Genomic DNA, 22,563 nt, shown 5'->3' with positions numbered 1-22,563 from the left:
CGTATGAACTCCCACACCCTCGACGCCCTGTCCGCCTTGACCGAAACGGTCGCCGCCATCCGCCACGCGCGTGGTCTCAAGAATCCGCACGATTTCCCGGAAGGTTCACCCGACCGCCAGCGCGTCGCCGACGCCTTCGCCGACGACTTCCTGCGAGCGCTCGACGCCGAGCCGAGCATCGGCGCGTGGTGGCCCATCTGACGAATCCGGCGCGTCATCTCACCGTCACATCGGTAACGCCGCCGTATCGATTACAACGATCCGCGTAATCCGGTTTCCCGAATCGACATCTTCTGAGTCAAGTTTTGCTATTTGGCGAAACGTTTGCGCGCGGCCATCAAGTCGCGCTCACGCGCGCCGACAACTCGCATATAGCCATGACTCAATCAGGAGATGCCAGTGAAGTGGGTAGCGTCACTTTTTGCCATCGTCGTCGCAGTTGCCGTGACCGGCTGCGCGCCGATGCCCGCGGCCAGCACGGCCCAGATCGATAAGCCGGCGGCGCCCGCCGAGATCGTCCGTTTCGAGATTCCCGCCGACGCGCTCGGCGCGCGCGATCCGCAACTCACCGCGATCCTCGCGAAAGCCGGCGCGCTCGCGGCCGCGCAAAAGCAGCCGACGACCATTCTCGTCACGGCGCTCGCGCAAGACTTCCCCTATCTCAATCAGGCGATCTGGAAAGGCGTGCCGGCCCGCCACACGGTCAGGCTCAGCCTGGAAAACCTCACCGCCGGCGCGCGACAGCCCTACAGCGTCGCCATCAAGCCGACTCAGGGAGGCTGACGCCATGCGCCCGATGCTCATTCTTTGCGCCGGCATGCTCGTCATGTCGAGCGCCTTTGCCGGTCCGCTCGACGTGAGTGCGCCCGCGTCCGCGCAGACGCTCGCCGCGCTCGGCCCCGCTGTGCAGAAGGTTTATCCGCCGCTGCCCACGCTGGCGATGCTGCCGCCAGCAAGCGATGACGACGATGCGCCCGTCAGGACCGCGAGCAAGAAAGGCAAGAAGCCGCGCCGTGTCGCCGATTGCAAATGCAATGGCCCGGAGCCGCGCCTCGTGGTGTCCGACGAATCGCGCACGTATCTGAAGGACGTCGAACGCCGTATCGACACCGCGCTCGCGCAGTAAGCCGCCCCTCGTTCATTTCCCGAAGGAGCCACGCTTCATGTTCCGTTTCACTCATGTCGCGCGCGCCGCCTGCGCGCTGCTCGTCGCGTCGCTCGCGGCGAGCCCCGCTCTCGCCGACGATTGCTTCGAGCAGGCCGCCGCCTATCAGGGCGTCAATCCGCTCGTGCTGCGCGCCGTCGCGTGGCGCGAATCGAAAGGCGATGCCGCCGCGATCAACCGCAATCTCAACGGCTCGATGGATGTCGGCCAGTTGCAGATCAACTCGATTCATTTCCCGGATCTGGCGCGCCATGGCATACCGCATCGCGCGCTCACCGATCCGTGTGTCAACGTGTTCGTCGCCGCGTGGCTGCTGAAGCAGAAGATGGTGAAATACGGCAATACGTGGCGCGCGGTCGGCGCGTATCACTCGGAATCGCCGAAACATCGCGATGCCTACGCGCGCAGCATCCAGCAGATCCTCGTCAGTTGGGGTGAACTGCAGCCGACGATGCGCTAACGCCTCAGCCAGTCGAGCCAGCCGAGCGCGATAGCCGCGTTGACGATCACGCCCAGCGTCGCCGCGAGCGCGGCGATCATGGTCCAGAAAGCGGAGCGGCGCGACGCCTGCGCGGAATCGCGGGCGAGTTGCGCAGCATCGTTCGCCGATGTCACCGACGCGAACATCGCGCGAAACTGCTCGTCCTGACGTGACGCCTCCTTGCGACGCAGCCACGCGCGCTTGAATGGCGCTTCGGGATCGGTGTCGGCGGACTCGTCAAGGTCCGCGCGAATCGATGTTTCTCCCACCGCTTCGTAACGACGATAGCGCGCTTCGCGGGCCGCATGTGCATCGTTTCGTTCTTCGCTTTCACTCATTCCGATGACCCGTATGTCGTGGCCTTCGGCGATTGTGCGCCTGCTCCATGCGAATTGCGTTCACGATGCGCGGCCCGCGCGCCGCTCAAAGCTGGCTCATGCCGCCGTCGATGATGATCTCCGTGCCGACGATGAAACCCGATTCCGTCGATGCGAGATGCAGCACCGTCGCCGCGACTTCGCTCGACTTGCCGAAGCGACCGAGTGGAATCTGGCTTTGCAGTTGCGCGGCGGCTTCATCGACGAGGCCGAGCTTGCCGTGCAGCGGCGTCGCGACCGGACCGGGGCTCACGACATTCACGCGCGCGCCGCGCGGCAGCAGTTCAGCCGACAGCGTCTTCGCGAGCGACACGAGCGCCGCCTTGCTCGCCGCATACACCGACGAATTCGGCATGCCGATATGCGCGTTGATCGAACCGTTCAGCACGATGGATGCGTCCTGGTTCAGCAGCGGCACGAGCGACTGGATCTGGAAATACGGACCCTTGACGTTGACCGCGAAGGTTTCGTCCCACGCCTTTTCGTCGATGTCGGTGAACGGCGCGAACGTGCCGACGCCCGCATTCACGAACACCGCATCGAGGCGGATGTTCGCATCGGCGAGACGTTGCGCGAGTTCGCGCGCCGCGGCGACGGTACCCGCCACATTGCGGATCGCGATGGCGTTCTCGCCGAGCGTGGCGCGTGCGGTTGCGAGCGCGCTTTCGTCGCGGCCCGTGATGACGACCCGCGCGCCTTCCGCGACGAATGCCTGCGCCGCCGCGAGACCAATGCCGCTGTTGCCGCCGGTGACCAGAACTGTCTTGCCTTCGAAGCGATTCATGGCGTTCTCCTTGTGTGAACGTTGATCAGTGTGAAGCCATTATGGACGGCGTTTGACGCGCTGCCGTACGATGCTTTTGGCGCACTCGTTCGATATCCTCGAACATGTTTTCGTCTGCGTGATCGTGCGTTATGTGTCCCACACATCTCCTTGAACCGTGCGCGCGCGACGCCTAAAGTTACGCCGTCCTTCCCACTCGCTTACACCTGCTCCATTTCGTCGTACTTTCGACAGGAGGCGCACCATGCAAGACGCGCGAGGCAATATCGACGGTCAGCCGAATCCGGAACGGCTGCTGCAAATGGGCATGGCGTTCTGGGCGTCGAAAGCGATGCTTTCGGCCGTCGAGCTTGGCGTATTCACGCAACTGGCGACCGGTCCGCAACCGGCAGAGGATCTCACGCGGGCGCTCGGACTGCATCCGCGCGCCGCGCTCGATTTTCTCGACACGCTCGTCGCGCTCGGTCTGCTCACGCGCGATGGCGACCGCTACGCGAACGCAGGCGACGCCGACATCTTTCTCGATCGCAACAAGCCGACGTATGTCGGCGGACTGCTGGAGATGGCGAACGCGCGGCTCTACCCGTTCTGGGGGTCGCTCACCGAGGCGCTGCGCAGCGGGCTGCCGCAGAACGAATCGAAGCACGGCGGCAATCTCTTCGACACGCTCTACAGCGACCCGGCGCGCCTGCGGGGTTTTCTGCACGCGATGAGCGGCGTGAGCATGGGCGCGGCGCGGGCGATTGCGCGGCAGTTTCCGTGGCGCGAGTACCGCACGTTCATCGATATCGGCGCGGCGCAGGGCGCGCTGCCGGTGCAGGTCGCGCTCGCGCATCCGCATCTGACGGGCGGCGGCTTCGATCTGCCGGTCGTCGGTCCGATCTTCGACGAATACGTCGCCGCGAACGGCCTGCAGGACCGGCTGCGCTTTTATCCGGGCGATTTCTTCAAGGAGCCGTGCCCATCCGCCGATGTGCTCGTGATGGGTCACATCCTGCACGACTGGAATCTGGCGCAGAAGCTCGAACTGCTCGCGAAATGTCACGCGGCGCTGCCACCGGGCGGCTGCCTCATCGTGTACGACGCGATCATCGACGACGAGCGTCGTCAGAACGCATTCGGGCTGTTGATGAGCCTCAACATGCTGATCGAGACGCCGGGCGGCTTCGACTACACCGGCGCGCAGTGCTGCGCGTGGATGAAGGAAGCGGGGTTCGCGTCGGCGCGCGTCGAGCCGCTGGTCGGACCGGATTCGATGGTGATCGCGACGAAATGAACCGTCGCGTGCCGCGCGCCGTGACGCTTCGTCAGTGGTCGTTCGACATGCCTTTCAGGCGGTCGTTGCCCGCATCGCGAGCCGCATCTGAAGTGGAGAAATTTTCTTCGGAGACGATGGCGCGCTTGACGTCGCGCGCCGCGAAATCGACGAGCGTGATGACCCAGATGAAGCCGCCCGCCTGTTCCGCGGTCTGCACGAAAGCGCGCAGGTTGCCTTCATTCGACGATGCCATACCGACCTCCTCGTTCATGTTGATGCGCCCTGCCGTGCCGCGCGCTGCGCGGCGACGGGCGTTGCGATGCGTCGGCTGAACGGGCGCGAGCGGGCGGCAGCCGGCCGCCGTGATCAGGCCTCGAAGTCGAGACGGCCGAAGAGCACCGACCGCTCCGCCTGCGAGCGCGTCGTGAGATCGACGTCGCGCGCGCCCTGCCAGGCATCGAGCTTGGCGCCGATCGCATCGAGGTATCGCACGAAACGGGCCTCGCCGCCAGCGCCCAGCAGGCGTTCGATTTCCTCGTCGTCCCAGGTCAGAAATACATTCATTGGATATGCATAGCCGCGCCGTTGGTCGTCGCCTTCGTGTGGTGCGCGCCCGGCGCTGACATGCAGGCGCGTCGGCACGAGCGGACTTTCGTAGGGCAGGACTTCGACGCGCACGCCATGACCGACGACGCGCGTCACGCGCTCGACGATGCGCGGCATGAACTCGATTTCGAACCGGTGCGCCTGTTGCCGATTCAACGCTGATCTCCGCGAGCGCCCTTGGTTTGCGACGGGTTCAGACGGGCGGCAGGTCTTCGAGCGACTTCTCGATCTGACCGTCCTGCACGCGCGCCTCGATGCCGATATGGCCGTTCGCAAACGGCATCGCGATGACTTTCGGGCCGAGAAAGGCACGGCCGCCGAGTATGAAGAGCGTGCGGACTTCCTTGCCGCTCTTGATGGCGTCCACGACCTGCTGGACATCCACGATGGTGGTGGGCGCGGCCCAGTCGTTCGTGGCTGGATCGAAACTGCCCCAGCGCACGCTGGTCACGCGGTCGTTGACCCAGCGCACACCGTCGATCGCCAAAGTAGCCATGTCTGCCTCCGATGCCGTCGTTGGGGGTGGTTTGGAAATCCTAGCATGGTGACGCGACAGGGGTGAACGTTTGCGACGCCCCGCGCGAGCGAACGGCACAACCGAACTGCCGCGCTGCGGTAAAATCGCGGATTCCCCTTCAGTTTCAATGCGGTTCGCCCGAAAGCGCGGCCGCTGTCGCCCATGACAGCCGTATCGAAGATCAGCCCTCGCCGCGTATCCGTCGCACCGATGATGGATTGGACCGACCGCCATTGCCGGTCCCTGCATCGCCTCGTGTCGCGTCATGCGTGGCTCTACACGGAAATGGTGACGACCGGCGCGCTGCTGTACGGCGACGTCGCGCGCCATCTCGCGTTCACGCCCGCCGAAGCGCCCGTCGCGCTGCAACTCGGCGGCAGCGAGCCGGCCGATCTTGCGAAAAGCGCGAAGCTCGGCGAGCAATGGGGCTACGACGAAATCAACCTGAATTGCGGATGCCCGTCCGAGCGCGTGCAGCGCGGCGCATTCGGCGCGTGCCTGATGAAGGAGCCGCAGCTCGTCGCGGACTGCGTGAAGGCGATGCGCGATGCCGTGTCGATTCCGGTGACGGTCAAGCATCGCATCGGCGTCGATACGGTCGAGGACTACGAGTTCGTGCGCGATTTCGTTGGCACCATCGCCGATGCCGGCTGCGAGGTGTTCATCGTGCATGCGCGCAACGCGATCCTCAAAGGCCTGAGCCCGAAGGAGAACCGCGAGATTCCGCCGCTCAAGTACGAGTACGCGTACCGCCTGAAGCGCGACTTCCCGCATCTGGAGATTTCGATCAACGGTGGCATCAAGACGCTGGATGAAGTCGAGGAGCATCTGAAGCATGTCGACGGCGTGATGCTGGGACGCGAGGCTTATCACAATCCGTATGTGCTCGCGGGCGTCGACACGCGCTTCTATGGCGCGGACACGCCGGCGCTTTCGCGCGAGGAGATCGAGGCGGAATTGATCGGCTACGCGCGCAATGAGCTTGCGCGCGGCACGTATCTCGGCGCGGTAACGCGGCATGCGCTCGGGCTTTATCGCGGGGTCGCGGGCGCGCGTGGATGGCGTCGCGTGTTGTCCGATAGTCGCCGTCTCGCAAAGGGCGATCTGACGATTTTCGACGAGGCGCGCGCTCATCTCTGCGAAGCCGCGGAAGCGATCGAATCCTGAGGCGCGTGTGGCGGAAAAAGATGCTCAAAGGGACTAGGCAAGCGCAATCTTTGTTCGTATAATCTCGCTTCTTGATTGCTACGGCAGGTCTGAAGCAGTCAAGGTCGAAGTAACAGTGGTGGCTGTAGCTCAGTTGGTAGAGTCCAGGATTGTGATTCCTGTCGTCGTGGGTTCGAGTCCCATCAGCCACCCCACAGAGAATTCATGCGAAAGCCCAGTCATCCGACTGGGCTTTTTGCTTTCCCGGACCCGCCTCGGGCACGCGTCATGCACATCGAAGGTCTCCTCTTCGCGAAAGACCGATCATGACCCGACCTCCCCTCGCGATAGCCATCCTCCTTCTCGTCGCGTCGTTCGCAACTCAAGCCCAGACCGCGCGCCCCGACGACAACGCATCGATGGTCAAACCGCCGGGCGCACCCGGCGCGCCGTCGGCGAGCGCCACGCGTCCCGACAACCCCGACAACATGCCTGTGAAGCGTCCCAACCCGCCGCCGAACAGCGATCGCATGCTGCATCACAGCCCCGCGAGCGACGCAATCGCAAAATAGTCCGCAATCGCCCGGAACCGGCTTGGAAGCGCGCGCGACGCCACTATAATGGCGCTCTTCACGATAATCGGAGAGAACCGCGCCTCAAGGCTCCAGGCGGTCTAGCCAATGCAAAAAGTCATTCTGCCGTTCGTTTCCGGTTTTCTTGCCGCGCTCTTCTTTCGCGAATCCACTCTCGCGCTGCTGCACGCTGCGGGTCTTGTCGATCCGGCCGGCTATTCCACCGCGCCGTTCCTGCCGCTCGGCATTCCCGAATTCATCGCCAATGCGCTATGGAGTTCGATCTTCGGCGTGCTGATGGCCTGGCTGCTGCGCATTGCGCCCGATCGCAGCGCGCCGTGGATCGGCGCACTCGTGTTCGGCGGCATCGTGCTGACGGCCGTGGGCGTGTTCGTGATCGATCCGGCGCGCGGCATCTGGCCGAGCGGCAACATGCTGCCGCGCCTCGCGCCGAACTTCATCGCCAACGCGATCTGGGGCTGGGGCGCGCTCGTTTTCATGCGCGCGTTCATGGCGGGCAGCGAAACGCGCTGAGCCGGCGCACAAATGAAAAGCGGCCCGCGCGCGCCGCTTCTCTCACAGCTTCAGTCCTTCAACAGCCGTAGCGGATGCGACGCGGGCGTCCACGCGCTCTCGAACATGCGATCCACATCGGCAGCGTTCACGTCTTCGACGCGCGCGATCTTCCATTGCGGCTCGTTGTCCTTGTCGACGATGCGCGCGCGGATGCCTTCCAGCACGTCGCCGCGCGCGAACATCGTGCGCGTGAGGTCGAGATCGCGGCGCAGCGTCTCGGCCATCGTCGAGAACTTCGCGCGATCGACCTGCTGCAGCGCCACATCGACGGAAAGCGGCGAGCGTTCACGCAGTTCGGCGGCCGTGCGCTTCGCCCAGTCGTTGCCGGTGTCCGCCTCGCGCTCCAGCGATGCCAGAATCGACGCGCCGTTGCCCGCCGCGAAGTGCTTGTCGATCATCGTGCGCGCATCGGCGAGTTCGCTCCTCTCGGGAATCGGCGCGACCTTGTACTTCGTGGTTTCGTTCTGCACGAAGCGGATGATCTCCACGCCATCCAGAAAGCGCTGGTGCCTCAGCGACTCGACGAGCCCCGGCAGCGCGCCATCGTCGAGATAAGCGTCGGCCATGCGCGCATAGAGCGCGTCGGCGGCGGCGAGACTCGCGCCGGTCGCCGCGAGATAGCGGCCGATCGCGCCCGGCGTGCGCGCAAGAAACCAGCTCACGCCGACATCGGGAAATAGTCCGATGCGCGTCTCGGGCATCGCCATCCTGGTCGTCTGCGTGACGATGCGCAGCCCGCCCGTATGATGCGCGCCCTGCGAAATGCCCATGCCGCCGCCCATCACGACGCCATTCACGACTGCGACGTAAGGCTTCGGGAACGTGAAGATCGCGTGGTTGAGCTTGTATTCATCGGTGAAAAACGCGTCGATCGCCTCGCGTTCGCCGGCTTTCGCGGACTCGTACAGGAAGCGGATGTCCCCGCCCGCGCAGAACGCCCGCACGTGCGGGCTATAGACGACGACCGCGCGGATCGCCTGATCGTGGCGCCACGCGCGCAATGCCTCGCTGATCGCGCGCAGCATCGGCGCGGTCAACGCGTTGAGTGCCTTCGGACGATCGAGCGCAATGAAGCCGATGCCGTTGGCGGTGTCGATACGGATGTCTTCGGTGGTCATCGTGTTGAAGTGTCGGGTCGATTCGCACAAGTGAATCGGGATTCGGTTCCGTTGACCGGCGCGAACCACGCATCGAGCGACAACTCGACGAGCGTCGCGACCGGCGTCTCGGGCAAGGACGCGCCGTTCAGTTTCAGCGCGACGATGCCATGCAGATTCGCCCACAGCCCTTCCGCACACGCGAGCGGCGCGGCGCGAGGCGGCAGCCGGTCGGCCGCGCGCAACTCGACGTACGCATCCGCGATCAGCGAAAGCGCCGCCGCACCGGACTGCGCCGCCTGGCCGCTCGCCGTGGCATCGGTGCCTGCGTCGGCGAAACCTGCGGGCTCCATGAACATCATGAACATCAGCCGATACGTCTCGGGCTCGGCCAGCCCGAATTCGACATACGCGCGCGCCATTGCGTTCAGTCGCGCGGCCGGGTCGACGATTGTCGTGTGCGCGAGGAACGCTTCGCGCAAACGCGCGTGCCCTTCCGTGCGCAACGCCCGGGCGATCTCACCACGGCTCCTGAAATGAAGATAGAGCGCGGCGGGAGAATAGTCGATCGCCTCGGCGAGCTTTCTCATCGAGAGCGATGCGAACCCTTCGCGCTTCACGATTTCACGCGATACCTCGAGTATGCGCTCGCGCAGCGCCTGACGCTGCTCGCGTCTTTGCTCGGTGCGCCGCGCTTGCGGTCCCGTCCGAGGCATTGTCGGCACCGCCTCTTTCGAAGTCAATTCGCGGCGCGGGCGCGCCCGCTCAGACGATCATCTTGCCGTCGTCGTCCCGACGCGATGCCGCGCGATACAGCGGCTCGTCCGAGTCTCGCAGCACGACCGAAGCGAACACGATGCACAACGCAAGAATCAGCACACCAACGGCTGCCCAGATGAGCCATAGCGCATTGGACTCGACTAGTGAGTGAAGAAAGGAATGAAGCATGACGACCCCGCGCGATTTTTATATTTGGTTGCTCAGCCAGCGCAAGCCGTTGAGCAAGTAGTGTGCCGAGCGAATCGCATCGCGTGCGGCATAGAGCGATGGTACTCCGTTGCAGGGTCGCGCGGAAGGAGGCGCAACGCATCTCGCGCCGATAAAAGCGATGGCGCGATGCAGGTCTTACATCGCGCCATGTAAGAGCGAAGGCTGCGTCAGGCGGTGACGCGCCCCGGCGGAAAGTGTCCGCTTTTCAGAAGCACCGGCATGCCGTTGGTCACGCGCAGATGCTCGCGCGCGACTTCCTCGATGCGCGGGCGTCCCGCATCGAACGCGTCGATCCAGCCGGCGCTGTCATAGCTTTGCGCGCCGAAGTGATCTTCCAGCGCTTCGACCGATATGGCACACGGTACGCGCCGGCCATCGACGATCGCGGCAAACTCGACGGTCAGGTTGGCATCGCGGTAATCGGGCGCGTCCGGGAGGAATCGAATATTCATGATTGTCTCGTTGCTGGGGCGTGGCGGCCGATGCATGAAGCATCCAGCCGGGACCGACGCGAAGACGTTCAAGCGCTCCATCGCTCCATTCGATGCGAGCCGCTTGCTGCCATGCAAACGATCGCACGAATCGATTCGGCGATTATGGTACTCGCGCTCGCGCCGCGTGGTCCAGCGCCGCGTTCAGGCGGCGAGCACGGTTTCATCGACATCCACGACGAGCAGCGAACTCGCCCGTGGATCGGCGTAGTTGAAGTCGAGCAGCCGGCTCATCTCGCGCACGCGCTCGCATACGCGCTGGCGAGCTCGCTCGGACAGATGCGGATAATCGCGCAGCACCAGCGCGTCGAAGCGATAGTGCACACCCCACGCGATGTTGCCGGGATGATTCGCCACGCCGCCCGTGCGCCAGCTGACGAACAGCGCAGGTGACGCCTCCAGACCGATTTCCGCGACATCCGCGCCGCTCGGAAAAAGGTCGATCAGGCAATTCGCGACGTCGTACAGCACGGTGTGTCGAAGATGGACGGGGCGCATCACGTCGAGTGCAGCAAGCGGTCGATATACTCGCGTGCGGCTTGCTCCACATGCGCGAGCGCCTCGCCTTCGGTCACAAAGCGCCGCTCGGGTCCGAGATCGACGAGCGCCTCGAAGCGATGCACGTCGTCCGGGCCGCCGCGCGCGAGACTCACCGAGCCGACGTAGATCGGCGCGTTGTCATCGGTCTCGCCGTGTGTCTGCACCAGCCGTGCCGACGCGCTGATGTAATACCCTCGATATGGCCCCGTGACTCTTTCCGCCATGTCATTTCCTCCCTTTTGTTCGTGCTGCATGCCGTCCCGCTTCGATGCCCAACAACAGGCAATTCCAACCGACATTCCGAATGGATAAGGCGCGCGAGCCGGAAAATAGTTCATCGAACGCGGACGGCGCTGCCCGCATTTTTTTTCGTTCGCAATCATCGCGCCCGCGCGCGTCGCGTGTCAGGCCGCTAACAACCGCTTACGTGTCGCGTAAGCCGCGTATGGGACAATGCACATCTCAAAAAAACGCCCTGGTCCGATAAACGCGCCCTCGCCTTTGCGCATGGGCCGAAGGGCGCGAATCGCAATTCGCTCACACGAGGTAAAGATGAAGGAACCCGGTCGGCGCTTGCGCCGTATTTCCGCACGCGCCGCGCATGACGGCGCCGTTTCGCGCTTTTCATGGCTGCGCGCGGCCACGCTCGGCGCGGCAACCGTCGCACTCGCGAGCCTCGGCGCTTGCGCATCGTCGAATGAAGCGTCGCTCATCAACCTGCCCGACGGACAGACCGGCTACGCCGTCAATTGCAGCGGCGCGGATGCCGGATCGAGCTGGGCGAGCTGCTACGTGCTCGCCGGCCAGAAATGCGGCGCGACGGGTTACGACATCGTTTCGAAGGACAACGAGGAAGGCGGACCGACTGGCGGCGGCATCAGCAATGTGGTTTCGGCGAACGTCAAGAACCGCTCGATGATCGTGCGCTGCAAATAAGCTGACCGCGCGTGCGTCAGTGCGCGCTCATCTTCGAGAACGCATTGAGCACCACGACGCCCGCGACGATGAGGCCCATCCCGAACATGGCGGGCAAATCGGGCGTCTGCTTGAAGAGCAGCGCGGCGACCAGCGTGATGAGCACGATGCCCGCGCCCGACCACACCGCATACACGATACCGACGGGCAAGGTGCGCAGCGTCAGCGACAGCAGATAGAACGACAGCCCGTATCCGACCACGACGATGGCCGCGGGCAGCGCGCGCGTGAAGCCATCGGAGGCGCGCAGGGCGGAGGTCGCGATGACTTCCGCGACGATCGCGACGGCGAGCAGCACATAAGCGGTTGAGCGCATCGCGTCAGTCGCGTCCGAGCGAAAATTTGCCGAAGTCCTGGCCGAGCACGGCGCATAGCGCTTCGACGACCATCTGATGATCGTCGCGTTGTGGAAGCCCCGACACCGCGACCGAGCCGATCACGCCCGCGCCCAACACACGCAAGGGAAACGCGCCACCGTGCGTGGCGAACTCGGCGAGATTCAGACCGTACTTCTCGGCGAGCGTCGTGCCCGCCTGCTGCAGCGAGAGACCGAGCGCGTACGAGCTGCGATGGAAATGCTCGACAGTGCGCGACTTGCGCTCGACCCAGCGCGCGTTGTCGGGCGTGGTGCCTTCGAGCGCGGCGTAGAAGAGCTTGCGTCCGAAGGTGCGTACATCGATGACGACGGCCGCATCGCGCGCGAGCGCCATCTCGCGCAACTGCGTGCCGATCTGCCACGCGTGTTCGGTATGAAACTGCGGGAACACGAGCGTGTGTTCCTGATGCGCGATGGCCTGGAGAACGTGTGGAATGTCCATGAGCGAGCGACTCCTGTGTGGCGTGTGCGGACTTGCGATTTTGACATGCGCCTGCGATGCCGCGATGTACGAGTCGGTCATGAACCGGTGCAATTGCGACTTCGTGAGACCGTGCATCGAAGCTATCGACGATGCGTGCGCGCAAATGCAAAAAGCCCGGCTTGACCGGGCTTTTGTGCGTGATGCTGGACGGGTTGGTTGCGGGGGTAGGATTTGAACCTACGACCTTCGGGTTATGAGCCCGACGAGCTGCCAGACTGCTCCACCCCGCGTCCGTCGAAGAAAAGATTATATGTCATCGCTTACTTTGGCGCAATGCCTTGTGTGCTTCAATCGCTGAATCGAGAAGAATCGAACAAGGCACGCTGCGTCGAAGCGCCTCGTCCGCAAGCGCAGAGCATGGAAACACACATGGCATAATCGTTCGCTCATCATCGTCTTCATATCGACAACGTATCGGATCGAGCGCGGCATGCATGACTTGCGTCGGAGCATCATCGGGAAGATCGGCGGCTTCGCGGCGATATGCGCGATCCTGCTGCTCTCGCTTGCGCCCGTCGCATCGCAAACGCTCGAACATGCGCGCATCGAGTCGCTGCTCGCTGCCGTCTGCGCATCCGATGGCCAGGGTCCGCAGAACGCGCAGAACTCGCATCACGCGCAGCACGGCATCGCCGATCATCTGCAGGCGTGTGCTTATTGCGATCTCATCGCGCACGCGCCCACGCCGCCGACATCGCTTCATCGAGACTCCTTCGCGTTTCCGCCGCGCGACGTGTTCGCCGCAGCCCCGCCCATCGATGCGCCTCGCCGCGCCCTGCCCGGCGCCGCACAGCCGCGCGCCCCGCCCGCCTTCGCCTGAATCGCGTTCTTACGCACAGGTCTTCACATCGCTATTGCATCTATTGCCCGACCAGGATCCGCTGCGGGCACGCAAGGACATATCATGCTTTCATCTTCGCTCATGCGCGGCGTGCTCGCGCTCGCATTCATCGGCTCCGCGCAGCTCGCATTCGCGCACGCCTTGCCGAAGCTGCAACAACCCGGCCCCGGCGCGACCGTCGACGCGCCGCATGAAGTCGCGATCGACTTCGGTGAAGCGCTGGAGCCCACCTTCAGCAAGCTCATCGTCACCGATGCCAAGGGCACGCAGGTCAACACCGCGAAGTCCGCCGTCGACGCCAACGACAAGAAGCACATGAGCGTCGCGCTTCCCGATCTCGCGCCGGGCGTCTACAAGGTGCAGTGGACCGCGGTCGCGGCGGACGGGCATCGCACGCAAGGCCATTACAACTTCACCGTCAAGTGAGAACACAATGAAAAAGATCGCTGTACTCGTGGGCGCGCTCGCCTGCGCTTCCACCGCCCAGGCCGCCACGCTCGAAGCGCGCGATTGCTGGGTCCGCGCGATGCCGCCGAACCTGCCTTCGTCGGGCTACTTCACCGTCGCGAACAACGGCGACAAGCCCGCAACGATCACAGCCGCCGACATGCCCGCGTTCGGCATGGCGATGATGCACAAGTCGGAAAGCAAGAACGGCACAGCGACGATGTCGCATGTGGAGTCCGTCGATGTGCCCGCGCACGGCACCTTGAGCTTCGCGCCGAAGGGCTATCACCTGATGCTCGAACAGCCGGCCAAGCCGCTCAAGATCGGCTCGACGATTCCCCTCACCCTTTCGTTCGCCGACAAGTCCACGCTCAACGTGAACTGCGAAGTGAAATCGGCGGCGACGGTCGGGCACTGATCACGCTGTCCGCAAAAACAAAGCGCGCCGGGTTTCGAGTCCGGCGCGCTTTTTTATCGACCACACAGGATTACATCAGGGCCTGCTGAACATGTCCATGATCTGCTTGCGTTCGTCGGTCGTGACCGGCGGCGCCGGCGGCGCCTGCATGCCAGCCGGACCGACACCGCCCATCGTGGTGGCGTCGCCCGCCATCGGATTGGTGTTGTCCAGCCCGATGCTGGCGACGAAGCCCGCGCCCGGCGTGCGGTCCGCATAGAACAATTCGCCGTCGACCGTGGTGATGCCGTCCGGCTTCGCCATCTGCTCCTGCGGAATGCCGCGCAGCGCGCGTCCCATGTACTCGATCCAGATCGGCAACGCGAGCTGTGCGCCGAACTCGCGGCTGCCGAGCGTCTTCGGCTGGTCATAGCCCATCCACGCGACCGCGACCAGTTGCTTCTGATAGCCCGCGAACCAGCCGTCCTTGGCATCGTTGGTCGTGCCGGTCTTCCCTTGCAGGTCGTTGCGCTTCAGCACGTTGGTGCCCGACCCCGTACCCTGCGTCGCGACCGTGTGCAGCAGGCTGTTCATGATGTACGCGTTGCGCGGTTCGAGCGTCTGCGGCGCGTTGCTGCCGGCCGTAAGCGGATTGGCGCGCGAGATCACGGTGCCGCGCGCATCGGCGACATCGGCGATCAGATACGGATTGATGCGATAGCCGCCGTTCGCGAACACGGAATACGCGCCGCTCAACTGCAACGGCGTGACAAGCCCCGCGCCGAGCGCGAGCGGCAGATAAGGCGGCGTCTTGTCCTTGTCGAAGCCGAACTTCTGCGTGACGAAGTCCTGCGCGTAGCCCGTGCCGATATACGACAGGATGCGGATCGACACGAGGTTCTTCGACTTCTGCAGGCCGGTGCGCATCGACATCGGGCCATCGGGCTGGTCGTCGTCCTTCGGCTCCCAGGCGTCGCCGCCGCCCGCTGCCGGGAAGTACAGTGGCGCGTCGTTGATGATGGTCGCCGGCCCGAGCCCCTTGTCGAGCGCCGCCGAATAGATGAACGGCTTGAAGCTCGAACCCGGCTGACGCCATGCCTGCGTGACGTGATTGAACTTGTTCTTGTTGAAGTCGAAACCGCCGACGAGCGCGCGGATCGCGCCGTCCTGCGGCGTCATCGAGACGAGCGCGCCTTCGACCTGCGGCAACTGCGTGATCTGCCAGTTGCCCTTGTCATCCTTCGTCAGGCGCACGATCGCGCCCGGCTTGACGGCGAGCGCCTTGGTCGCGTTGTTGCGCAGACCGGCTGCCGCGAAGCGCAGACCATCGCCCGCGATCGTCGCGGTATCGCCGCCGACGAACTGCGCCGTCACCTGCTTCGGGCTCGCCGCCGTCACGACCGCCGCGACGAGCTCGCCGTTGTCCGGATGATCGACGAGCGCGTCTTCGATCGCCTCGGCGCGATCATCCGCGTTCGACGGCAGATTGATGTTGCCCTCCGGCCCGCGATAACCGTGGCGGCGCTCGTAATCCATCACGCCCTTACGCACGGCCTTGTACGCGGCGTCCTGATCGGCGGAATCGATCGTCGTCGTGACCGTGAGGCCGCGCGTGTAGGTCTCTTCCTTGTACTGCGCGTACATCATCTGCCGCACCATTTCCGCGACGTACTCGGCATGCACGCCGTACTCCGTGCCGGCGGATTTCGTGTGGATTTCCTCGGCCGCGGCCTGGTCGTACTGTTGGCGCGTAATGAAATTCAGGTCCAGCATGCGCTTCAGGATGTACTGCTGACGCACCTTCGCGCGCTTCGGATTGACGACCGGGTTATACGCGGACGGCGCCTTCGGAAGGCCCGCGAGCATCGCCGCTTCGGCAAGCGAGATGTCCTTCAGATCCTTGCCGAAATACACGCGCGCCGCGGCGGAAAAACCGTACGCGCGCTCGCCGAGATAGATCTGGTTCATGTACAGCTCGAGAATCTGGTCCTTCGTCAGCGCGCGCTCGATCTTGTACGCGAGCAGCATCTCGTAGATCTTGCGCGTGTAGGTCTTCTCGCTCGACAGAAAGAAGTTGCGCGCGACCTGCATCGTGATCGTGCTCGCGCCCTGCGACGCGCCGCCGTGCATCAGGTCGGTGACACCCGCTCGCAAGATGCCGAGGAAGTCGACGCCGCCGTGATCGTAGAAGCGGTAGTCCTCGATCGCGAGAACGGCCTTCTTCATCTGGTCGGGGATGTCCTGGAAGCGCACGAGGCTGCGGCGTTCCTCGCCGAATTCGCCGATCAGCACGTGGTCGGCCGTATAGACCCGCAGCGGCACCTTCGGCCGGTAATCGATCAGCGCATTGAGCGATGGCAGATTCGGCCCCATGACGACGAGCGCATAACCGACGATCAGCGCGCCCACCACCACGCCGATGGCCGCGAGTCCCGCGAACCAGAGGGCGATGCGCGCGAAAGGAGAACGGCCTGAGCCGCCGCGTTCATTGCGATCGTTGCGGCCATCGCGGCCGTTACGCCCGCCGCCGCCGTCGCGTCCACCGCCGTCGCGGCCGCCCGAATCCTTGCGTGAGTCGTTCCAGCGGGGTTCGCGATCGTATCGCGAGGCATTCGATGAGTCGGGTCGTTTGATGATAGGCATGACTGGGTTCGTTCGGCGCGCCGTGAAGCGCGCGCGCTGCTGCGCTGCGATGCGCCGGCATCGGCGCTACTGCAAAGGCGAGAGGCGAATATGCGGGCCCGGCGTCGACCGAGGGTAACAGCGCATTTTAAAGAATTCGCGCGCGCCCCCACAAAACAAGCGGGATTTTTTTGTAAGTAAATGCCGCCCACCGGGTGAATGAGCGCCAAAAGTGGGGTTACCCACAGAAAGTGTTGAGAGCCTTGTGGACAACCGTATGAGAAAATAGCCAAGTCGTTGATCGCGCGCCTGTTTTGCGCAATGCTCATCACGTGCGATGCGGGGTGAGCCACACGCACGGCCGCGCGCAAACCGATATGATGGATAAACGCATGGCAGGTTCCCCGGACATGGCGCGGGCGCCTTCCATAGCGCTGTCGTGCCGTTTGATGAACCGAAGTTGCGATCGTCACGTTACGATCGCCTTACTGTTTGCGAGCCGCTCATGACGACCAAACCCAGCGAACGCATCGTTGTTTTCGTGACTCCCGCGCAGAAGCTGGCCATCAGCAAGACAGCGGACACGCTCGGCATCAGCGTCAGCGAGCTCATGCGGCGCGCGGTGCTGAACTTCAACGCGACGAGCGAGCAGATCAAGGTCGCGGGCATCGTCGACCGCTTGCGCGCGCCCAAGGCGCCCGATGCGCTCAACGCCGCGCTGAAAAGCGTCGCCGCGAAAGCAGCGGCGAGAGAGGCCCGCGAGGCGGCGGCAAGCGCGACCAAACGCGCCGCGCAGGCGCGCAGCGTGCCGCACACGCACGCCGCGCCCGCCGAACCCGAAGACGAAATCGAGCACGACACGGATCAGGGCGACGACGCCTCGCTCACGGACGACACGCGTTCCGAACGCTGACGATTCCGGCGCGCCCTGCTTCGCTTCTCCGGCCGCGCGCGTCGTTACACTCCTTAACGTTCCGTTAAGTCCCGATTAAGTCACGGCATGATCTAATGAACGGGTAAGCCCGGCGTGGATGCAAGGCTCATTGCGCTTGCAATCCTGCGCATTGCGCCTCACATTCGAGCCGCGTGGCCAGCAGGTGAGCGCACAGGCCGCCGTCTTCATCCAGGAGAAATACATGTCGCTTTTCGATTCCATCACGCGCACGGTCAGAGGCCTCTTGAACGACGCCGCCGACACCATGCAGGACCCTTCGCGCGACGCGCGCCAGATCGTGCGCGAGCTCGACGACAGCATCGCGAAGGCGGAGAACTCGCTCATCGAGATCGAAGCGCAGGTCGCCACGCAGCAAAGCAAACGCGACGCCGCCGCCGACAAGGCGAAGAAGTACGAAGACGGCGCGAAGCGCGCGCTGACAGCCGGCGATGAATCGCTCGCGCGCGAGGCGCTCGCGGCGCAGGCGAACGCCGAGACCGAACGCGACGCGCTCGCGGCGGAACTCCAGACGCTGGAGCCCTCGGTCGAGCATCTGAAGAAACAGATCACCGACATGCGCCAGCGCCGCAACGATCTCAACGCGCGCTCGAACATCCTCCAGGCGAAGCAGCAGATCGCGCAGGCGAAGGACACCGCGGCGACGGCGCTCGGCGGCATCGGCGGAAAGAATCTGTCGGAAGACTTTCAAAAGCTCGAAGACAAGGTTCAGCTCGCCAACGCCCGCTCTGACGCGCGTCTGAATTCGGCGGACCAGAAGTCCGGCAAGGCCCTCGACGACAAACTCGCCGATCTCAATCGCGGACCGTCGGTCGAGGATCGGCTCGCCGCGCTGAAGAAGCAGTTGAATACGCCGGCGCAGTAAGGATCGGCATCTGAAATACGTGCACGCGCGGCGAACTCTCGGGCGCGCGGCGCGTCGCACGAATATGCGTTACCTTGAGCATCACCTTTGCACGACCCGATTGCAGCTTCGACAGGAGACGGACGTTCATCGCGTCCGGCCCGCATCATGAAAAAGTTTTTGACGGCTGTGGCGTTGTCGCTGTCGCTCGCTTCCCCGCTCGCGTTCGCCGTGCCTACCGCGCAGCAGGTCGAGCAGTCGATGACGCAGGGCAACTGGAAACAGGCCGACGCGCAGTTGAGCGAAGTGCTCGACGCGCATCCGAAAAACGCGCACGCGCATTATCTCTACGCGCAGGTGCTCGACCGCGAGGGCCGCTACAGCGACGCCCTTTCGCATCTGCAGCAGGCGAAATCGCTCGATCCTTCGCTGAGCTTCACTGACCCTTCCCGCTTCGCGGCTACGCAAGCGCGCATTCAGGGCGATGCGACACGCGCGAACCTCGCGCCGCGCTCGAACAACGGCGCGAACACATCGAGCGCGCAGAACCCCTTCAGTCAGGATCAGGCGGCCGCCGCGCCGCAGAGCCACGGGCTCGGTGCGGGCGCGTGGATCGGCTTCGCGGTGCTGATCGCGGCAATCGCGCTCGTGCTGCGCTGGGGTTTGCGCCGCGCTCGCGCGCGCGACGACGGCCAGGCCGAAAACGATCGCCGCACGCAGATAAAACGCGCGACCGAACTGCTCAACGACGTACGCACGCTCAAGCTCGACGTGCGCCTGTCCACCGCGCCGGGCCACGAGGCGCTGCTGAAAGACGTGGAAGGCGCGGAAACGCAGTTGCGCGAAATGGTCGAATCGCTGTCGAATTCGAAGAATCCGGTGCCGCCGTATGCGATCGAGGATCTGGAGAATCAGGTCGCGAGCCTGAAAGCGCGCGCCGAAGGCCGCCCCGATCCGAACGCGGCCAGCAACGCTCAAGCGGGTGCGCCGAACGCCTCGCCGTACGCGCAGGAAGCCGAGCGTTTCGGGCGCGGCCCGCAGCAGTATCCGCAGCAAGGGCCTTATCCGCCCTATCCGCCGCAGCAGGGCCAGCAACCGCCCGTCATCATCCAGCAAGGCGGCGGCGGATTCGGCGGCGGCATGGGCGGGCTGCTGACGGGCGTGCTGCTCGGTCAGGCGCTGTCACATGGACGCGATCGCGTGATCGAGCGCGATGTGCCCGTCGACCGCCCGGCGCAGAACGACAATGGCGGTCTCGACTTCGGCAACAATGGCGGCGGACTGGACCTCGGCAATGGCTCGAACGACTGGAACGATGGCGGCGGAGGTGGCGGCGGCCTCGACCTCGGCAGCAACGACGATGGCTGGCGCGATTCCTGATCTCGCCGCACACGCACGATCGAAAGCCCCGCTGACGCGGGGCTTTTTCGTATCGGCGTGAGAAATCAGCGCTTCAGCCTCCGCCGAGAAAGCGCAGCAGGCCCCACAAAAACTTGAAGAAGCCGACGACGAATTCCCAGATGCGTTCGAGCTGATCCCAGCTCGCGACGTGCAGGACGGCATGCAGGATCATGCTGTCGGGGCGGCGCGGCCCTCGACAGGCGCGCGTTCATGCGTGAGTGAAACAGCCATCATCGAAAAAAAGAAGGCGGCTCGCGCCGCCTCCTGTCGCTATCGCAAAAGTCGCATGATACCCGGTCGTGCGAAGCGGCCCGTCAACGCGAAAATCATCCCGCTTTCTTCTCTTCGCTTTCGGGCGGCACTTCGTCCGTGAGCGCCTCTTCCAGCCGCTTGAAAATACGCTTCGTCGCGCCGCGCGGCTGCAACGCGAACAGCAGCAGCGAGCGGCCCGTGACCTGATACACATCGTCGGAGCCGAACTCGGGCAACTCCTCGCGAATCGGCGCATTCGTGTCGATCAGGCAGATCCATTCGTCCGGACCCGGAATGTCCGGCAGCGTGAAATCCACCACGTCGTGATAGGCGTTCACGATCAGCAACAGCGTCGCGTCCGAGGCCGGCTTGCGGATGCCCGTCGCTTGCGCGCGGCCATCGAAGACGAGGCCGAAGCACCGCATGTTCGGATCGTCCCATTGCTCCTGCGTGAGTTCGTCGCCGGTCGTGCCGAGCCATCGGACATCGGCGACCTGCAGGTCTTCGTTGTACTCGCCCGTGAGGAAGCGCTGGCGTCGCAGCACCGGCAGCGTGTGCCGCAGCGTCGTCAGCTTGCGCACGAACTCGGTGAGCGCGCGGCCATCGTCGTCGATGTCCCAGTTGACCCAGCTGATGTCGTCGTCCTGGCAGTAGGCGTTGTTGTTGCCCTTCTGCGTGCGGCCGAACTCGTCGCCCGCGAGCAGCATCGGCGTGCCTTGCGAGAACAGCAGCGTGGCGAGCAGGTTGCGCTTCTGGCGCTCGCGCAGTGCACGGATCTCGGGGTCGTCGGTCGGACCTTCGGCGCCGCAGTTCCACGACTTGTTGTCCGAGTGACCGTCGTTGTTGTCCTCGCCGTTCGCCTCGTTGTGCTTTTCGTTGTACGAGACGAGATCGTTGAGCGTGAAGCCGTCGTGCGCGGTGATGAAGTTCACGCTCGCCCACGGTCTGCGTCCGCGCTTGTTGAACTTGTCGCCCGATGCGGTGATGCGCGTGCCGAGTTCCGGCGCGACGCCTTCGTCGCCCTTCCAGAACTCCCGCACGGTATCGCGATAGCGATCGTTCCATTCCGCCCAGCCCGGCGGGAAGCCGCCGACCTGATAGCCGCCCGGCCCGCAATCCCACGGCTCTGCGATGAGCTTCACGCTCGAGAGAATCGGGTCCTGCCGGCAACTGTCGAGAAAACCGCCGCCTTCGTCGAAGCCGTAGGGCTCGCGGCCGAGAATCGTCGCGAGATCGAAGCGGAAGCCGTCGACGTTCATCTCCGTCACCCAGTAGCGCAAGCTGTCGGTGACCATCTGCAGCACGCGCGGATGCGAGAGATTGAGCGTGTTGCCGGTGCCGGTATCGTTGATGTAATAGCGCGACTCTTCCGGCATAAGCCGATAGTACGACGCGTTGTCGATGCCGCGAAACGACAGCGTCGGCCCGCGCTCGTTGCCTTCGGCGGTGTGGTTGTAGACGACGTCGAGAATCACTTCGAGGCCGGCCTCGTGCAGCCGGTCGACCATCTCCTTGAATTCGGCGATGGCGCCCGCGCCGCGCGCGAAGTAGCGCGGATCGGCGGCGAAAAAGCCGATCGTGTTGTAGCCCCAGTAGTTCGTGAGACCCTTGTCGAGCAGATAGCTGTCGTTGACGAAGGTGTGGATCGGCAGCAGTTCGACCGACGTCACGCCGAGGCTCTTGATGTACTCGACGACTTCCTTCTGCCCGAGCCCTTCGAACGTGCCGCGCATGTGCTCGGGGATCGCCGGATGCAGCTTCGTATAGCCGCGCACGTGCGTTTCGTAGAAGATCGTGTGCTCCCATGGCACGCGCACGCGCGTCGCGTGGGTCCAGCTGAAAGTCTGATCGACGACCTGGCACTTCTGCATGAAGGGCGCACTGTCGCGTTCGTCGAAGGTGAGATCTTCGCCCTCGGCGTCGAGCGTGTAGCCGAACAAGGCCGGGTCCCAGTCCGGCGTGCCGACGTGCGCCTTCGCATACGGGTCGAGCAGCAGCTTGTTCGGATTGAAGCGATGTCCGGCTTCGGGCTCGTAAGGACCGTGCACGCGGTAGCCGTAGACCGTGCCGGGTGCGAGCCCGTGCACGTAGACGTGCCAGACTTCATCGGTGAATTCGGGCAGTTCGATGCGCTGCGTTTCCTTCTCGCCCTTCTCGTCGAACAGACACAGCTCGACTTTGGTGGCGTTCGCGGAAAACAGCGCGAAATTGACGCCGTTTCCGTCCCAGGTCGCGCCGAGCGGAAACGGTGAGCCTTCAGCAATGCGGAGTTCGTTCGCCATGAGATGATGTATTCGAATGGTTGACGCGCGCGGCGTCGGGATCGTGCGGTGGCATTGCGGGGCTTCAGGCGGATCGTAAGAAGCATTTCG

The 22,563-nt window shown here is 64.3% G+C and carries 30 protein-coding genes and 2 tRNA genes; 16 read left to right on the top strand and 16 right to left on the bottom strand.

Features of this window, described 5'->3' with window-relative positions:
- Window positions 1–3 precede the first annotated feature (3 nt).
- The 4 genes from BTHE68_RS05840 to BTHE68_RS05825 all read left to right on the top strand — a co-directional run bounded on the left by BTHE68_RS05840 (window position 4) and on the right by BTHE68_RS05825 (window position 1,625).
- A complete protein-coding gene (locus tag BTHE68_RS05840) occupies window positions 4–201 on the top strand; it encodes a hypothetical protein (protein ID WP_061176201.1) in 198 nt (65 codons plus the stop codon).
- Window positions 202–393: 192 nt separating this feature from the next.
- Window positions 394–783, top strand: a complete 390-nt coding sequence (locus BTHE68_RS05835; protein ID WP_162065535.1) for a hypothetical protein — start codon at window positions 394–396, stop codon at window positions 781–783.
- Between the two features lie 4 nt (window positions 784–787).
- Window positions 788–1,126, top strand: a complete 339-nt coding sequence (locus BTHE68_RS05830; protein WP_162065534.1) for a hypothetical protein — start codon at window positions 788–790, stop codon at window positions 1,124–1,126.
- A 37-nt stretch (window positions 1,127–1,163) separates the two neighbouring features.
- The gene (locus BTHE68_RS05825) at window positions 1,164–1,625 is read left to right on the top strand and encodes a lytic transglycosylase domain-containing protein (protein ID WP_162065533.1); all 462 of its coding nucleotides are present in this window, start codon (window positions 1,164–1,166) and stop codon (window positions 1,623–1,625) included.
- Here the strand turns inward: BTHE68_RS05825 and BTHE68_RS05820 are convergent.
- Complete coding sequence (locus tag BTHE68_RS05820; protein WP_162065532.1) at window positions 1,622–1,984, bottom strand: hypothetical protein; 363 nt, start codon at window positions 1,982–1,984, stop codon at window positions 1,622–1,624. The two genes, BTHE68_RS05825 and BTHE68_RS05820, sit on opposite strands and share 4 nt — an antisense overlap.
- Window positions 1,985–2,069: 85 nt before the next feature.
- Window positions 2,070–2,807 carry an SDR family oxidoreductase gene (locus BTHE68_RS05815; protein ID WP_162065531.1) on the bottom strand — a complete coding sequence of 246 codons (738 nt, stop codon included), beginning with the start codon at window positions 2,805–2,807 and terminating at the stop codon, window positions 2,070–2,072.
- Window positions 2,808–3,051: 244 nt separating this feature from the next.
- Here BTHE68_RS05815 and BTHE68_RS05810 point away from each other — a divergent pair, with 244 nt between their 5' ends.
- Entirely contained in the window at window positions 3,052–4,083 is a 1,032-nt protein-coding gene (locus BTHE68_RS05810; RefSeq protein ID WP_162065530.1) for a methyltransferase, read from the top strand.
- A 31-nt stretch (window positions 4,084–4,114) separates the two neighbouring features.
- Here BTHE68_RS05810 and BTHE68_RS05805 read toward each other — a convergent pair whose 3' ends face one another.
- The 3 genes from BTHE68_RS05805 to BTHE68_RS05795 all read right to left on the bottom strand — a co-directional run bounded on the left by BTHE68_RS05805 (window position 4,115) and on the right by BTHE68_RS05795 (window position 5,167).
- Complete coding sequence (locus BTHE68_RS05805) at window positions 4,115–4,318, bottom strand: hypothetical protein (RefSeq protein ID WP_162065529.1); 204 nt, start codon at window positions 4,316–4,318, stop codon at window positions 4,115–4,117.
- 113 nt (window positions 4,319–4,431) lie between these two features.
- A complete protein-coding gene (locus BTHE68_RS05800) occupies window positions 4,432–4,827 on the bottom strand; it encodes a DUF5594 family protein (RefSeq protein WP_162065528.1) in 396 nt (131 codons plus the stop codon).
- Between the two features lie 37 nt (window positions 4,828–4,864).
- Window positions 4,865–5,167, bottom strand: coding sequence for a hypothetical protein (locus BTHE68_RS05795; protein WP_162065527.1), 303 nt, complete (start codon window positions 5,165–5,167; stop codon window positions 4,865–4,867).
- Between the two features lie 183 nt (window positions 5,168–5,350).
- Between BTHE68_RS05795 and dusA the strand changes: the two genes are divergently transcribed.
- The 4 genes from dusA (at window position 5,351) to BTHE68_RS05775 (ending at window position 7,440) form a co-directional block, all read left to right on the top strand.
- The gene (gene dusA, locus BTHE68_RS05790; protein WP_162065526.1) at window positions 5,351–6,355 is read left to right on the top strand and encodes a tRNA dihydrouridine(20/20a) synthase DusA; all 1,005 of its coding nucleotides are present in this window, start codon (window positions 5,351–5,353) and stop codon (window positions 6,353–6,355) included.
- Window positions 6,356–6,473: 118 nt separating this feature from the next.
- Window positions 6,474–6,549 (top strand) — tRNA-His (locus BTHE68_RS05785).
- A gap of 111 nt (window positions 6,550–6,660) precedes the next feature.
- The gene (locus tag BTHE68_RS05780; RefSeq protein WP_162065525.1) at window positions 6,661–6,906 is read left to right on the top strand and encodes a hypothetical protein; all 246 of its coding nucleotides are present in this window, start codon (window positions 6,661–6,663) and stop codon (window positions 6,904–6,906) included.
- Between the two features lie 108 nt (window positions 6,907–7,014).
- Entirely contained in the window at window positions 7,015–7,440 is a 426-nt protein-coding gene (locus tag BTHE68_RS05775) for a hypothetical protein (protein WP_162065524.1), read from the top strand.
- A gap of 50 nt (window positions 7,441–7,490) precedes the next feature.
- Here BTHE68_RS05775 and BTHE68_RS05770 read toward each other — a convergent pair whose 3' ends face one another.
- The 6 genes from BTHE68_RS05770 to BTHE68_RS05745 form a co-directional block, all read right to left on the bottom strand.
- Entirely contained in the window at window positions 7,491–8,600 is a 1,110-nt protein-coding gene (locus BTHE68_RS05770; protein WP_162065523.1) for an enoyl-CoA hydratase/isomerase family protein, read from the bottom strand.
- Window positions 8,597–9,295, bottom strand: coding sequence for a TetR/AcrR family transcriptional regulator (locus tag BTHE68_RS05765; RefSeq protein ID WP_162065522.1), 699 nt, complete (start codon window positions 9,293–9,295; stop codon window positions 8,597–8,599). The genes BTHE68_RS05770 and BTHE68_RS05765 overlap by 4 nt, the downstream gene beginning before the upstream one ends.
- A 49-nt stretch (window positions 9,296–9,344) precedes the next feature.
- Window positions 9,345–9,527 carry a hypothetical protein gene (locus tag BTHE68_RS05760; protein ID WP_162065521.1) on the bottom strand — a complete coding sequence of 61 codons (183 nt, stop codon included), beginning with the start codon at window positions 9,525–9,527 and terminating at the stop codon, window positions 9,345–9,347.
- Between the two features lie 209 nt (window positions 9,528–9,736).
- A complete protein-coding gene (locus BTHE68_RS05755; protein ID WP_162065520.1) occupies window positions 9,737–10,021 on the bottom strand; it encodes a DUF1488 family protein in 285 nt (94 codons plus the stop codon).
- A 183-nt stretch (window positions 10,022–10,204) separates the two neighbouring features.
- Complete coding sequence (locus tag BTHE68_RS05750) at window positions 10,205–10,531, bottom strand: hypothetical protein (RefSeq protein ID WP_232077910.1); 327 nt, start codon at window positions 10,529–10,531, stop codon at window positions 10,205–10,207.
- 26 nt (window positions 10,532–10,557) lie between these two features.
- A complete protein-coding gene (locus BTHE68_RS05745; RefSeq protein ID WP_162065518.1) occupies window positions 10,558–10,824 on the bottom strand; it encodes a hypothetical protein in 267 nt (88 codons plus the stop codon).
- A 328-nt stretch (window positions 10,825–11,152) separates the two neighbouring features.
- Between BTHE68_RS05745 and BTHE68_RS05740 the strand changes: the two genes are divergently transcribed.
- A complete protein-coding gene (locus tag BTHE68_RS05740; protein ID WP_162065517.1) occupies window positions 11,153–11,536 on the top strand; it encodes a hypothetical protein in 384 nt (127 codons plus the stop codon).
- A 16-nt stretch (window positions 11,537–11,552) separates the two neighbouring features.
- On the opposite strand, the gene BTHE68_RS05735 is transcribed toward BTHE68_RS05740, so the two are convergent.
- The 3 genes from BTHE68_RS05735 to BTHE68_RS05725 form a co-directional block, all read right to left on the bottom strand.
- Window positions 11,553–11,891, bottom strand: coding sequence for a DMT family transporter (locus tag BTHE68_RS05735; protein WP_162065516.1), 339 nt, complete (start codon window positions 11,889–11,891; stop codon window positions 11,553–11,555).
- Window positions 11,892–11,895: 4 nt separating this feature from the next.
- Window positions 11,896–12,393 (bottom strand): heme-degrading domain-containing protein, encoded by a 498-nt coding sequence (locus BTHE68_RS05730; protein ID WP_162065515.1) that lies wholly within the window; start codon window positions 12,391–12,393, stop codon window positions 11,896–11,898.
- A 195-nt stretch (window positions 12,394–12,588) separates the two neighbouring features.
- Window positions 12,589–12,665: transfer RNA gene (locus BTHE68_RS05725), tRNA-Met, on the bottom strand.
- 200 nt (window positions 12,666–12,865) lie between these two features.
- Between BTHE68_RS05725 and BTHE68_RS05720 the strand changes: the two genes are divergently transcribed.
- From BTHE68_RS05720 to BTHE68_RS05710, 3 genes are all read left to right on the top strand, one after another.
- On the top strand, window positions 12,866–13,255 hold the full coding sequence (locus BTHE68_RS05720; protein ID WP_162065514.1) for a DUF2946 domain-containing protein: 390 nt from the start codon (window positions 12,866–12,868) through the stop codon (window positions 13,253–13,255).
- Window positions 13,256–13,339: 84 nt separating this feature from the next.
- Window positions 13,340–13,702 (top strand): copper resistance CopC family protein, encoded by a 363-nt coding sequence (locus BTHE68_RS05715; protein WP_162065513.1) that lies wholly within the window; start codon window positions 13,340–13,342, stop codon window positions 13,700–13,702.
- A gap of 7 nt (window positions 13,703–13,709) precedes the next feature.
- Window positions 13,710–14,141, top strand: coding sequence for a copper chaperone PCu(A)C (locus tag BTHE68_RS05710; protein ID WP_162065512.1), 432 nt, complete (start codon window positions 13,710–13,712; stop codon window positions 14,139–14,141).
- A gap of 75 nt (window positions 14,142–14,216) precedes the next feature.
- Here the strand turns inward: BTHE68_RS05710 and BTHE68_RS05705 are convergent, their stop codons facing one another.
- On the bottom strand, window positions 14,217–16,763 hold the full coding sequence (locus tag BTHE68_RS05705) for a penicillin-binding protein 1A (RefSeq protein WP_162065511.1): 2,547 nt from the start codon (window positions 16,761–16,763) through the stop codon (window positions 14,217–14,219).
- Between the two features lie 484 nt (window positions 16,764–17,247).
- Here BTHE68_RS05705 and BTHE68_RS05700 point away from each other — a divergent pair, with 484 nt between their 5' ends.
- The 3 genes from BTHE68_RS05700 to BTHE68_RS05690 all read left to right on the top strand — a co-directional run bounded on the left by BTHE68_RS05700 (window position 17,248) and on the right by BTHE68_RS05690 (window position 19,918).
- Window positions 17,248–17,655: a plasmid mobilization protein gene (locus BTHE68_RS05700; protein ID WP_162065510.1), complete on the top strand. Its 408-nt coding sequence runs from the start codon at window positions 17,248–17,250 to the stop codon at window positions 17,653–17,655.
- Between the two features lie 223 nt (window positions 17,656–17,878).
- Complete coding sequence (locus tag BTHE68_RS05695; RefSeq protein ID WP_162065509.1) at window positions 17,879–18,559, top strand: PspA/IM30 family protein; 681 nt, start codon at window positions 17,879–17,881, stop codon at window positions 18,557–18,559.
- Between the two features lie 147 nt (window positions 18,560–18,706).
- Window positions 18,707–19,918 carry a tetratricopeptide repeat protein gene (locus BTHE68_RS05690; protein WP_162065508.1) on the top strand — a complete coding sequence of 404 codons (1,212 nt, stop codon included), beginning with the start codon at window positions 18,707–18,709 and terminating at the stop codon, window positions 19,916–19,918.
- A gap of 347 nt (window positions 19,919–20,265) precedes the next feature.
- Here BTHE68_RS05690 and glgX read toward each other — a convergent pair whose 3' ends face one another.
- Window positions 20,266–22,473, bottom strand: a complete 2,208-nt coding sequence (gene glgX, locus BTHE68_RS05685; RefSeq protein WP_162065507.1) for a glycogen debranching protein GlgX — start codon at window positions 22,471–22,473, stop codon at window positions 20,266–20,268.
- Window positions 22,474–22,563: the final 90 nt, after the last annotated feature.

It is taken from the genome of Burkholderia sp. THE68 (assembly GCF_009938265.1).
Lineage (GTDB): Bacteria > Pseudomonadota > Gammaproteobacteria > Burkholderiales > Burkholderiaceae > Caballeronia.
Note: the sequence above shows the minus strand (reverse complement) of the source record. Positions and strands in the feature narration are given on the sequence as shown.